The organism is Halomonas cupida (assembly GCF_900142755.1).
In the GTDB taxonomy this organism is placed as follows: domain Bacteria; phylum Pseudomonadota; class Gammaproteobacteria; order Pseudomonadales; family Halomonadaceae; genus Halomonas; species Halomonas cupida.
The window spans coordinates 350,826-363,293 of sequence record NZ_FRCA01000002.1 but is presented as its reverse complement, the minus strand read 5'-3'; the positions used below and the strand labels follow the sequence as shown (position 1 = coordinate 363,293).

Below are 12,468 nucleotides of genomic sequence, written 5' to 3'. Positions count from 1 at the left end.
GCTGGCCTCTCTGGTCTGTCATCGGGGGTGGGCGCGGCCCAGTTACGGGTGCGCCCACCAACGTCTCCCTGGCACGGGCGCCAGGACAGCCCCCTTTCCAGCGCCTTGCTCGGTGACTCTGTGTATCGGGTTCAGGAATCCTTTTCCATGGAATCATCTTCCATCATGTCGCCTTCCATTGAGTCACCTTCCATCATGTCGCCGTGCTCCATGGAATCACCTTCCATCATATCGCCTTCCATTGAGTCGCCTTCCATCATCGCGTCGTGCTCCATGGAGTCACCGTCCATCATGTCACCGTGCTCCATGGAACCACCTTCCATCATATCGCCGCTCATGGCGTCGTCGGCCATCTTGTCATCAGCCAGGGCGACGGTGGCAGTGGCAGCCATCAGGCCACTGGTGAGCAGGGCGGCAGTCAGTGTTTTCAACATGGTCGAGGTCATCCTGGTCATGGTTCTACTCCGGTATCAGGGAAGTTTCAGCCGGCCGCGGAAGTCATGTTGCGGTACTCAGCTTTCCGCACATTAGCCAGTGTAGGCGCATCGAATCATCACAAAACGATAACGTGGTAGGTACGTTTTCGTATGTAATGCAGCAGCGAGCTGGCCAGGGCACACTGCAGTCATCACCGGACCGGGGTTAACAAGCCGGACTGGGGTTAACAAGGCATGGATCAGGGCTGACAGGATATGGGACCAACAGAACATGCAAAACAAGCGTTCAATATTGTGTGTTGAGGACGCCGAGGATATCGGCCACCTGCTGACCGAAATACTGGAGAGTGCCGGGCACTCTGTTGAATGGGTCAGCGATGGAAAGACAGCGCTGGGCCGCTGGCAGAAGGCCGCACTCATCATATTGGACCTGACGTTGCCTGACATCGATGGCCTGGAGGTATGCCGTGAGATCCGCGCTAGAGATAGTCTCGTGCCTCTGATCATGTTGACCGCGCGGGCGGCTACCCGCGATGTAGTGGAAGGCTTCGAGCTGGGCGCGGATGATTACATCACCAAACCCTTCGATGCCGATATCCTGTTGGCTCGGGTGCAGGCGTTGTTGCGTCGCCACGCTCAGCAGGAACATACACCGGATTCAGCCCCTATCCATGTTGGGGATCTGGAGGTCGATGTCGCCAATCACCGGGCCACACTGAAGGGACAACCATTGTCCCTGACGGCGCGTGAGTTCGCATTGCTGGCCCATTTCGCTCGTCATCCCGGCCGAGGCTTCTCGAGAGGGGACCTACTGGATGTGGTTTGGGGTCCCGAGTTCGATGGTTTCGACCATACCGTCAATACGCACATCAACCGGTTGCGCGGCAAGATTGAAACGGATCCTCGACACCCTCGCTATATTCTCACCGTCTGGGGAGTGGGCTACCGATTCACTGATGAAGCCGAGGTGGGTGAAGCGCAATGAAGGAAGTGCAATGAAGAGATTCTCGGTGCCGCGTCTGTTTCGCAGCCTGTATGCTCGGATTGCATTCATATACCTGACCAGCCTGGTGATCATGTCATTGGCTGCGGCCTGGGTTGCGGTAGCGCAGTTCGATCAACTGGGTCGTGAGTGGCTTCAGCGCAGTCAGCTTGATCTGGCGCAGCAACTCGCCACGGTCATGCAGGAGCCACTGACGCATGGTGCCAATAGTGCCCAGGCTCAGGCGGCCGCCGAGCGTATCTTCAATATCAATCCTTCGGTCACCCTCTACGCGGTGGATCTCGACGGGAAGGTGGTGGCGGCCTGGTCAACCAGGGATTGTGGGGAAGGAGCTGTCATCGAGACCGCGCCCATTCGTCAGATCCTGTCGGAGACTCCCATGTTACCGGTGTATGCGACGATGCCATGCGCCGGTGGCGAGAACGTCTTCTCCGCCGCCCATGTCACCTTTGGGGCCGATCAGCAGCCGGGGTATCTGCTGGTTTCTCTCGAAGCCAATGCGCACCTGACCATGGTGGGCATGTGGCAGACCAGCAGCATCATGCGCTCCATGCTGTTTGCCGGAGCCGGGGCTCTGGTGCTGTCCGCCGGGGCGGGATTGCTGCTGTTCGCGCTGATGACACGGCGCTTCTCGCAACTGACTCATGCCGTTCAGCGCTTTGCCCAGGGCGATTACCGCAAGCGAATTCCCGCGGATATCGACGATGAAATCGGTCAGGCCGGGCGCGCCTTCAATGACATGGCGGCGACAATCGAGGCCCAGCTCGAGGCGCTGCGGGTGAACGATAGCCAGCGGCGGGAATTGATCGCCAATCTCTCTCATGACTTCCGCACGCCACTGACCTCGGTTCAGGGCTATGCCCAACAGCTACGTCAGGCTCCGGATCTCTCTGATACGCGCTCACAGAAGATGGTCGAGTCGATCCTGTCCAATGTGGATCGCCTTGCACGTCTGGCCAATCAGTTGTCACAGCTGTCTCGCTTCGATGTGTCGGACCGTCCGCTGGCGGTTGAGGCCTTTTCCCTGACCGAGCTCGCCTATGACATCGTCGGCAAGTTTCAGCCCCATGCCGATGCGACTGGCGTGGCCTTGAGCGTCGACAGCAGCATCGGGCTTCAGCAGATAACGGCCGACCTGGAATTGATCGATCGAGCCATAACCAACCTGGTCGATAATGCGTTGTCTGCTACCGGTGAGGGAGGTGCGGTGACGATCGAGTTGCGTGCCCATGATGCCGGGATCGAGGTGAGTGTGATCGATACCGGTGTCGGGCTTTCGTCGGAAGAAATCACGCTGGTGGTACAACGCTTCTACCGTACTGAGGGCAGTCGCAGTCGCGGAGAGGGCTCAGGGCTTGGGTTGTCGATCGTGACAGAGATTCTGGCTCGGCATCGGTCGCGCCTCGAGTTGACCAGCCGGCCGGGAAAGGGGACTCGGGCGAGATTTGTTCTGAATGACGTGATCGACACCGTGTAGAGCGCTGCCTGTAGTCGCGGTGCCGTGGAGTTCGCCAGCTCCAGGAAATCCGAGCATTGAGAGGCTCAGCCACAATTGCGTTGCGGGGTTCACGGATGCCGGCGATTGGCGCAAGATAGCGAGCTATCCAATAAAGTATTATTTCAGGATGTTCCTATGCCGATCTTCGAGCGTATCAATCGCCTGTTCCCTGTCTGGGCGATTCTCTTTGCCCTCTGCGCTGCATGGCAGCCGGACTGGTTTACAGGTCTGGCTTCCCGGATTCAGCTGCTGCTGGCGATCATCATGTTCGCCATGGGCCTGACGCTATCGCGTCATGACTTTCTCGGCGTGATTCGTGCACCTCTGCCGATTGCCGTGGGTCTGATACTGCAGTTCTCGATCATGCCGTTGGCGGCATTGCTGATCTCCTGGGCACTGGGACTGTCGCCGGAGCTCACTACAGGCATGGTGCTGGTCGGCGCCACTGCGGGTGGCACTGCTTCCAACGTGATGACCTGGTTGGCGGGCGGCAATGTGGCGCTGTCGGTATCCATGACGCTGGTCTCGACGCTGGTGTCGGTGGCCGCCACGCCTCTGCTGACCTGGGCGCTGGTGGGACAGAGTGTTGAAGTTCCGGTATGGGGCATGTTCCTCAGCATTGCCAAGCTGGTGATCGCGCCGATTGCTCTGGGGGTGGTGATTCACCATTTCCTGGGTCGACAGATCAAGCGCGTCGAGCCGGCATTGGCGACCCTGGCGATGTTTGCCATCGTCATCATCATCGCCATTGTGGTGGGCCTCAATGCCGGTCGGCTGGCCACACTCGGCCCGATGGTGGCACTGGCGGTGATACTGCATAACGCCATCGGTCTGGCTGGAGGCTACAACATCGGTCGTATGCTTGGTTTCGACAAGCGTACTTCCAGGACCATCGCCATCGAGGTCGGGATGCAGAACTCCGGGCTGGCGGTGTCGTTGGCCAGCCAGTTCTTCTCCGCGACGTCGGCGCTGCCCGGAGCGCTGTTCTCCGTCTGGCACAATGTTTCCGGCTCACTGCTGGCCGGCTACTGGAAGCGTCGTTCGGTAGATGACGAGCCGTTGGATACGAATGCTGCCAGGTCCTGATCTGGCGCAACCCCGGATCTAGCGCAACCTCAGATGACGAACAAGGGCCGAGCACAGCAATGTGCTCGGCCTTTTTGAGGCTGGCGGAAAACACTCGCCTGCTATGCTTGCCTGTAGTGATCAATACAGCACAGGTTGTATGCGTTCTTATCGGCCTGGCCGGTGCCATGGCAGTACTCGTCACGCCCTGGGTGTTCCCTTTCTGAGCCAGTTCCGTATCGTCGAGAGCCTATCAACAGGGAAGGGAAAGGGAATGGTCTGGCATACCGTAAACATGAGATCCCCCCACCAGGATGCGTGGCGGAGGTGGTATTCCCCGTCATTGGCCGGTGTTCTGCTGGGTGGGCTGCTGTGTGCTCTGACCTTCATGCCGTCGCTGGTGCCTCGTCCATGGATCCATCAGGCCATCCTGACCGGACTTGCCTTCTTTCTGGGATACGGGGCGGGCCTGCTCATGAGCTGGCTATGGCGGTTCATGGAGTTGCCAACCTTCCGTGCCAGGTGGCGACCGGCAGCGTTCGGCATACTGGTGACGATTCTTTGCGTCCACCTCGCGTACCACCTCTGGCATGCAGCAGACTGGCAGAATTCCACCCGACAGTTGATGGGTATGCCGCCGGTGGAAGGTGTCTATTACCTGCGAATACTTCTGGTTGCCGGAGCCGTCGCAGTTTCGTTGATGCTGCTGGGGGCTGGACTGATCTGGGGCATTCGCGTTGCTGCTGCCTTTCCACGCCGTTACATCCGGCGGCGTGTGGCCTCGGTGGTTGGGGTGGTGGTGTTTCTGATGCTGTTGGTCAATGTGGTCAACGGCACCATGGTCAGTTATGCCATTACCGCGGTGGATCAGGTTCAAGCGGCGGTGGATGTCAGTGACCCTCCTGGCGTATTGCCTCCGTCTCGATCAACCCGCTCTGGAAGCCCGGATTCCTTGATTGCCTGGGATCGTCTGGGGCTGGCCGGAAAGCGCTATGTGAGCGAGGGGCCGCGAGCCGAAGACATTGCGTCCTTCACCGGGCAAGCGGCCATGGAGCCCATCCGTGCCTATGTGGGCTTGAGATCTGCCGATGATACGGAGGACCGGGCTCGCCTGGCGCTGAAGGAGCTGCAACGCACGGGAGCCTTCTCGCGCGAGTTGCTGGTCATTGCCACACCGACGGGAACCGGTTGGCTCCAGAACGAAGCGCTGGCACCACTGGAATTCATGTACGGCGGGGATACCGCGATTGTGGGTGTCCAGTACTCCTACCTTCCCAGCCCCCACTCGCTGATTCTGGAGCCGGGGAGGGCGCAGCAGTCCGCGGCTATCGTCTTCAATGAGATCTACGAGTACTGGAAGACGTTACCGATATCCGAGCGGCCTCGGTTGTATCTGTTTGGGCTGAGCTTGGGGTCGTTGGGCTCGGAAGCATCCGCTCCAATGTATGCCTACATCAACCAGCCGATTCAGGGAGCGGTATGGGCGGGGCCAACCTTTCGCAATCCGATGTGGAGCCGCATCCAGGCAAATCCCGAGGGAGACTCACCGGCCTGGCAACCCGCATTCGAGGATGGCTCCTTCATTCGGGTGATCGGTGCTCAGGATGGAGATGACGCGGATCATCGTGAGTGGGGGCCGGTACGCATTGCCTACATCGTCAATCCATCGGATGCGATTTCGTTCTTCGACGAGAACATGTGGTTTAGAGAGCCCAACTGGATGAGACCGCCAAGGGGGCCGGATGTGTCACCGCTGTTTGAGTGGGTGCCCGTGGTCAGCTTTTTCGAGGTGGCGATGGATATGCTGACCGCTGGGAAGGCTCCCCCAGGCCACGGGCATAACTACTCGGCACGGCAATACACACGGGCCTGGCTGGCGGTGACCTCTCCCGCTGACTGGTCAGAAGAAGATACCGAGCGGTTGCTGCGCTTCATGCCTGCGTCCGAAGAGTGAAGTGAATCGCTATAAGACTGTGCAGATGAAGACAGGGGCGCCGGTACCGACGCCCCTGAATGCATTCCAGTCGATGTTTCCAGTCAGCTCTGAAGCTGGCGTGCAATGCTGGCAACGTCGCTGAGATCGGTGATGGACCAGGCCGCGGTGATCAGCGCATCCTGAGCGTCATCAGCAAGAACACCCGCGCAGCAGGAGCGAACCTTGGCTTCGAGCTCAGCGTCGCTCAATGGATTTTCCGGCCCACCACGATAACGCTCGTCTGCCCAGCCACTGACGCTTTCACCGTTGTTCAGTTCTATCGTGATACGTGAGCGCATCTTGTCGAAGCCCTGGGCCTCGATGTCGGGATCCAGCTGTGTGCGTACTCGGTGCTGCATGGCCTGCATGGCATCCGAGGCGACAAACTCGTCAGAGAACTCGACCTTGCCGGCCTGCCGGTTCAAGGCAATCATCGCCAGGGCAGCAGGCAGGGAGAACTTTGCCTGCAGATGATTGGCTGCAATCGGGTAGCGAATCGGATTGAGGATGTTGGAACCGGCGTGCACCACGACAGTATCGATATCCTCCGGTTGAATGTCGGCCTCGGAGACCAGTCGTAGCATGAGGTCGATGGTCGGATGGGTCAGTACACCACACGGATAGGGTTTGATGGAGACACCGGGATCAAGGATGGACCAGGTCTTGCCGAACCCCTGTTTCAGTTTGTCTGCGCTGGCGCCGCCGCCATGGACAGCCATGAACCCCCAGGGGCCATCCAGTGCCTCGGGGTCAGCGGTGAAGCCTCGCTGGGCAAGAAGCGCAGCGGTGACGCCGTTTTCCGATGCACGGCCAACATGCAGGGGCTTGGTCATGGTGCCGAAGTTGCAGCGAATACCAGCGGCCAGGCTGGCGGCGATACCGAAGCCATGGCGCAGACGCTCGCCTTCGAGACCCAGGAGCTTGGCAGCACTGGCGAAGGCGCCAAAGGTGCCGACGGTGCCGCTGGAGTGCATTCCCTGCATGTAGTGGTGGGGCAGCATCCATTCCGAAATCTTGCACTCCACCTCGAACCCCGTCAGGAAAGCCTCCATGAAGCGTTCCCCGCTGACCGCACCCAATCGTTGACTCATTACCAGACTGGCTGTCAGCGGCGGGATTGTCGGGTGAGTGAGAAGACCATAGATATGTGAGGGATCCAGGCTGACCTGGCTGTCATCCCAGTCATGGGCGTGGCCTGCGGTGCCCAGGACCCGCGCGGCAAGCGCGACGGGGCCGCGTTGGTTCTCCAGCCCCAACAATAGAGCGTCCTCACGGCCGCCAGCCTCGGCTGCATCTTCGGCCAGCATGCGTACCGAGTGTTCTTCTGAGCCTGCGACGAACAGGCCCAGCCCATCCAGCAGACAGCGCTTGCCGATCTTCAGTGCCTCATCGGGAATATCCGCGAACTTGACCTGCTCCACGAAAGCAGCGGCTTGAGCGGTGATGTCGGTATTCTCTGGCATTTCGGCAAAGACATTACGGGTAACAGACACATGGTCCTCCAGGGTCATTCATCAGTAGTGGAGTTACGGGTGAGCCTCGCCCAGAGAGGCCCTGCGAAGAGATTGACGGTGACAGCACGGACAGCATGAAAGGCCGCCACCAGGGCGGCGTTCTGGCCAAGGACCTTGGCGGTAAGGGTCATTTCCGCCATGCCGCCTACGGCGAAGCTCAGCACGAGGGTCATGGCGGTCTCGCCTTCGCTGAACAGCGCGAAGATCAGCGCCGCACCGGACACCAGCGAACCGATCACCAGCAGGATGACGATGCCGGTGACCAGCGAGCGTGGCAGTGCGAGCAGGGATTCGCGCTTGAATTTGGCGCCGAGACTGAAGCCGACGATCAGTTGGGCGATGATCAGCAGCCATCCCGGCATCTGCCCGCTGTTGGTGAACTCCGCGCCAGACATGACGCCACTGATGATCAAGGGCGTCAGCAGCCAGGCGGATGGCATACCGAGACGTGAGGTGAAGGTACTGGCCAGCATGGATAGTCCAAGGACCGAGATCAGCAGGGGAGCCGACAGGGCGTGGCCGCCGCCGGACAACATCGGGACCTGGTGCCCGTAGTGCTGCGCAATGGCAGGAATCAGCGTGACGATGAGGCCGACGCGTGTGGCATGCAGAGCGGCGATGGCAGCGCGGTTTGCGGAATAGCGCTCGCCGATCTCTGCCATTTCGATGACGCCGCCCGGCAGCAGGCAGAAATAGGCTGTCGCCGTATCGAGGCCGGATAGGCGGGCAAAAAGGGGCGTCAGTGCAATGGCCAGGGTGATGCCCAGAACTGCGGAGACCAGCATGACCGGCAACCATCCGAGCATCTGCGAAGCCACTTCGGGAGTTACCCATAATCCTACGCTGGACCCCACGATCAGAAGCCCACCACGGTGCAGCGGCTTGGGCATCTGGATGGATAAGCCGCTCAATGCCAACCCACCGATCATGATCGCCGAGCCCATCAGCCAGCCCAAGGGCAGGCCCAGGGTCTGCCACAGGTAACCGCCCAGTGTTGCCGCGATGGCGGGAAGAATGAGTGTCCTGACAAGCGGTGCAGGAGCTTCTGATCTCTTCTCGCTGGCGTGGAGAGGTGGCCGGTTGTCCATCGGATTACCCAAGGTAACGACCACCGTTGATATGCAGTGTCTGACCTGTGATGTAACGGGCATCGGGGCCTGCCAGGTAAGCGACCATGGAGGCCACTTCCTCTGGTCTGCCAAGGCGTTGGGCCGCCGTGGACCCCGAGGCGAGCTGTGGTGTAGGCGAGTTGACGGGGCGTTGCGTATCGATCTGCCCGGGTACAACACAGTTGGCGGTGATGCCACGCTCTGCCAGCTCCACGGCCAGAGCACGGGTCAGTCCGACGACTCCCATCTTCGAGGCGATCACACCGGCTCGTTCCGCAGCACCGAGGTGAGCGCTGACACCACCGAAGGTGAGGATGGCGCCCTGATCCGAGGCAGACAGTAGTGGTAATGCTGCTCTCGTTGCCAGAAAGGGGCCATCCAGGTTGACGGCCATGACCTGCCGCCAGACATCTGGAGTCAGTTCATCCACTGGCTGATGAGGGCGGATGGCCGCACAGCAGACAAGAATATCGAGCTGCGAGAAACGGCGGCCGAGCTGCTGCACCGCCTGCTCCATCGCCTCGGCAGACGATACATCGGCGCACAGGCCAATGGCCTGGCGGCCAAGGGACTCGATGTCCTGCAGAGTGCGGGCCATGTCTTCGCCGTCGCGGCTGGCGAGGACGGCCACATCGGCGCCTTGCCGTGCCAGTTCCAGGCAAACTGAACGTCCGATGTTGCGTGTCCCTCCGGTTACCAGGGCAACGCGACCACGAAGCGGTGTCGAGGATGTCATCAGCTATGGCCTCCGTTGACGGCTCTGCGTCTCTTCAGACCTTTCAGTCCGTTGGAGAGCGGCTTGGCAAAGATGCTCAGGAAGGCGAGCAGGAAGAAGCCGAGCGCGATAGGACGCTCCAGGAAGCGAGAAGCGTCCTGGTCGAAGATGATCAGCGATTGAGCGAGGGAGTTTTCCACCAGTGAGCCGAGGACAACGCCCATGATGATGGGAGCAGCACCGAACCCGTAGCGCTTCAGCCAGAACCCGATGAAGCCTGCAATCAGCATGATGGTGACATCGACCAGGCTCTGGTTGACGCCGTAGGCACCGACGACGCATAGAGCAAATACGGTTGGCCACAGGAACGTTCGTGGAATCAGCGAGATGCGAGAGAACAGTCTGGCGCCGACCAGACCGAAAACCAGAAACACCAGGTTGGCGACAAGCATGGCGGCAAAGATGGAATACAGCAGTTCGGGTTGGTTCTCGAACAGGTAGCTGCCCGGACGTATGCCATGAATCTGCAGGCCGCCCAGAATGACTGCAGCGGTGGCTGAGCCGGGGATGCCGAGTGCCAGTGTCGGCACCATGGATCCGCCTGTTGCTGCATTGTTGGCTGCTTCCGGCCCGGCGATACCTTCGATCTCGCCAGTGCCGAACTTGTCACCATTCCTGGACCAGCGTCGTGCTTCGTTGTAGCCGATCATGGATGCCATGGTGCTGCCTTCGGCGGGCAGAATGCCGATGAAGGTACCGATACCGGAAGAGCGCAGGATGGTCTTCCATACCTTCTTGAAGTCGTCTCTGGAGGGCAGCTTGATGGCCTTCAGGGTAATGCGGTCCATGGCCCGGTCGACGACATCGGCCTGGGAGAGCAGTTCGGCGACAGCAAACAGACCGATGAGAATCGGAATGAAGCTGATGCCTTCGTAGAGTTGCGGAATACCGAAAGTGAAACGCTCGACGCCGGTGGTCAGGTCAACGCCGACCGTGGCAATCAGCAGCCCGAGAGCGCCACCGATGAGATTCTTTACCGGAGATTTGCCACTGATGGATGCCAGCATGGAGAGGCCGAAGATGGCGAGGGCAAAGTATTCCGGTGGTCCGAATGAGTGGGCAATGCGTGCCAGAGCCGGCGCTGCCAGGACCATGACGATCAACGATAGAATGCCGCCGATGACGCTGGAAACGGCCGCCATGCCCAGGGCACGTCCGGCTTCGCCATTCTGGGCCATCGGATAGCCATCAAAAGCGGTGGCGGCGGCAGGAGGTGCGCCTGGCGCATTGATCAGGATAGCGGTGATGGAACCACCAAAAGTGCCGGCACAATACAGTGCGGCGAGCATGGAAATGGCAGGTATCGGTTCAAGATAGATAGTGAACGGGAGCAACAGTGCAACAGCCATCGAGGAGCTGAGTCCCGGCAACGCACCTACCAGCACACCGATAATAGTGCCCAGCAGGATAACGGCGATGGCGATGGGGTCAGCCAGAATGCTGAGCCCGGTGAGAATCGGTTCCATGAGTACTTTCCTTCAGCTCAGCCAGGGAGACAGCACACCCTGAGGCAGCCGCAATTGCAGGACATGAGTAAACAGCAGATAGATGCAGACAGGAGTGGCGATGGAATAGATGGCAACCCTGGTGATTCGTCGTTCCCCCCACAACAGCGGAATAGCGAAGCAGGTCAATGCTGTCGTCAGCGTTATGCCCAGACGTTCGAACAGGAAAACCGCGCTCAGGAGTAGTGCCGAAGTCGCCCAGAAGCGCCATGACATGGTGGGCTTTTCCTCTTCTCCTTGCGCATGTCCCTGATAGATCATCACCAACGCCAGAGCGGCGATCAGCAGTAGAATCAGTTGGGGCATGGCAGATGACTGCATTCCCTGAGCAAAGGCTGCAGGGACGGTGTCGAATTGCAGGGTGACGGCGAACAGCACCGCGACCATGGCCAACAGCAACAATCCGGGCAGGAGATCTTTCCAACGACTCGGCATTCCATAGTCTCCGGGACAGATAGAGGTACGAGGACAGTGGCCAGCCCGGGCAGGGCCGGCCCACGGAAGCGTTATTGCATAAGGTCCAGTTCGGTCATGGTCTTCTCACCGGCTTCATACATCCGGTGGAGCTGCTGGTCCCAGGTTTCGGCACCCGCGATGCTGGACTCGTCAAGCCCGATGCCCTGCAGATATTCCTGGTAACGATCGCTGGCCATGCCGTCCAGCATGGCTTCCTCCAGTATCTTGAGGCGGTCCGATGGTGTGTCCTTCAGCACCACATAGCCGCGCACCGTGGAGAACGACACATCCATGCCGTTTTCGGCGAGGGTGGGGACATCAGGGAGGGCCCCCATGCGCTCATCAGCCATGACTGCCAGGGGGCGGAACTCCCCTGCATCGATCTGATCCCGAGTCTCGGAGATATTCAGCCCTGCTGCATCGATGTCACCTCGGGATAGCGCCGCGGCAAACTCGGCACCACTGTCGAAGGGCACATAGGAGACCGTCATGTCAGCGGCATCGGCGAAACTCATGGCCGCAATGTGATCGACACCGCCGACTTGAGTCCCACCCCATTTGATGGTGCCTTGCTGGCCGGCTTCGACCAGTTGGTCGAGAGTCTGGTAATCGCTGTCCCCACGTACCATCACGATGATCGGGTCGTCGGTGGCACGCGCCACGCCCTGGATGTCATCGATGCTCAGCGGTGCATTGCCGCGCATCATGGTGAACAGGTGGGTTGGCGTCACCGCCATGACGGTATAGCCATCAGCAGACTGTTCACTCAGGTAGCTCATGGCGACGGAGCCACCACCACCCTTGCGGTTCTGTACGAAGACATTGCTGTCGAGCTGTTCCTTGGTGGTCAGCGCCACCATTCTGGCCGTGGTATCGGTGCCTCCTCCCGGGGAGGTGTGCACGGCTATCTCGATGGGTTCGGAGGGAAAGTCGGCGGCCAGTGTGGATGCACTCACACTCAGGATCGCCGTAGTCACACTGGCGATGATATAGCCGTGCTTCATCGGGAGACGCATGGAAGACCTCTCTTGCTGGAGTTGTTGGTAGAGGCAGTCGATATGTTTTGTTAACTGTTAACAGTTGACAGTAAGCAAGGTAGAGGAAGCTGCCGGTATATTCCTACTAGACAAT

11 protein-coding genes are annotated in these 12,468 nt (G+C 59.8%); 4 read left to right on the top strand and 7 right to left on the bottom strand.

Annotated features, from left to right (window positions below):
• Nucleotides 1-131: 131 nt before the first annotated feature.
• Entirely contained in the window at nucleotides 132-455 is a 324-nt protein-coding gene (locus tag BUE38_RS05770; RefSeq protein WP_200802143.1) for a pentapeptide MXKDX repeat protein, read from the bottom strand.
• Nucleotides 456-708: 253 nt separating this feature from the next.
• Between BUE38_RS05770 and BUE38_RS05765 the strand changes: the two genes are divergently transcribed.
• From BUE38_RS05765 to BUE38_RS05750, 4 genes are all read left to right on the top strand, one after another.
• Nucleotides 709-1,422, top strand: a complete 714-nt coding sequence (locus BUE38_RS05765) for a response regulator transcription factor (protein WP_073434064.1) — start codon at nucleotides 709-711, stop codon at nucleotides 1,420-1,422.
• Between the two features lie 10 nt (nucleotides 1,423-1,432).
• Nucleotides 1,433-2,917, top strand: coding sequence for a sensor histidine kinase (locus BUE38_RS05760; protein WP_073434063.1), 1,485 nt, complete (start codon nucleotides 1,433-1,435; stop codon nucleotides 2,915-2,917).
• A gap of 156 nt (nucleotides 2,918-3,073) precedes the next feature.
• Nucleotides 3,074-4,024 carry a bile acid:sodium symporter family protein gene (locus BUE38_RS05755; protein ID WP_073434062.1) on the top strand — a complete coding sequence of 317 codons (951 nt, stop codon included), beginning with the start codon at nucleotides 3,074-3,076 and terminating at the stop codon, nucleotides 4,022-4,024.
• A 274-nt stretch (nucleotides 4,025-4,298) separates the two neighbouring features.
• Nucleotides 4,299-5,957 (top strand): alpha/beta hydrolase, encoded by a 1,659-nt coding sequence (locus BUE38_RS05750; protein ID WP_159438858.1) that lies wholly within the window; start codon nucleotides 4,299-4,301, stop codon nucleotides 5,955-5,957.
• Nucleotides 5,958-6,040: 83 nt separating this feature from the next.
• On the opposite strand, the gene BUE38_RS05745 is transcribed toward BUE38_RS05750, so the two are convergent.
• From BUE38_RS05745 to BUE38_RS05720, 6 genes are all read right to left on the bottom strand, one after another.
• Nucleotides 6,041-7,471 carry an MmgE/PrpD family protein gene (locus tag BUE38_RS05745; RefSeq protein ID WP_073434193.1) on the bottom strand — a complete coding sequence of 477 codons (1,431 nt, stop codon included), beginning with the start codon at nucleotides 7,469-7,471 and terminating at the stop codon, nucleotides 6,041-6,043.
• A gap of 14 nt (nucleotides 7,472-7,485) precedes the next feature.
• The gene (locus BUE38_RS05740) at nucleotides 7,486-8,580 is read right to left on the bottom strand and encodes an AbrB family transcriptional regulator (protein WP_073434060.1); all 1,095 of its coding nucleotides are present in this window, start codon (nucleotides 8,578-8,580) and stop codon (nucleotides 7,486-7,488) included.
• Nucleotides 8,581-8,584: 4 nt separating this feature from the next.
• Nucleotides 8,585-9,337 (bottom strand): SDR family NAD(P)-dependent oxidoreductase, encoded by a 753-nt coding sequence (locus tag BUE38_RS05735; protein WP_073434059.1) that lies wholly within the window; start codon nucleotides 9,335-9,337, stop codon nucleotides 8,585-8,587.
• On the bottom strand, nucleotides 9,337-10,842 hold the full coding sequence (locus BUE38_RS05730; protein ID WP_073434058.1) for a tripartite tricarboxylate transporter permease: 1,506 nt from the start codon (nucleotides 10,840-10,842) through the stop codon (nucleotides 9,337-9,339). Before BUE38_RS05730 ends, BUE38_RS05735 begins: the two co-directional genes overlap by 1 nt.
• A 12-nt stretch (nucleotides 10,843-10,854) precedes the next feature.
• Nucleotides 10,855-11,316 (bottom strand): tripartite tricarboxylate transporter TctB family protein, encoded by a 462-nt coding sequence (locus BUE38_RS05725; RefSeq protein WP_073434057.1) that lies wholly within the window; start codon nucleotides 11,314-11,316, stop codon nucleotides 10,855-10,857.
• Between the two features lie 71 nt (nucleotides 11,317-11,387).
• The gene (locus BUE38_RS05720; RefSeq protein WP_084541744.1) at nucleotides 11,388-12,353 is read right to left on the bottom strand and encodes a Bug family tripartite tricarboxylate transporter substrate binding protein; all 966 of its coding nucleotides are present in this window, start codon (nucleotides 12,351-12,353) and stop codon (nucleotides 11,388-11,390) included.
• Between the last annotated feature and the right edge of the window lie 115 nt (nucleotides 12,354-12,468).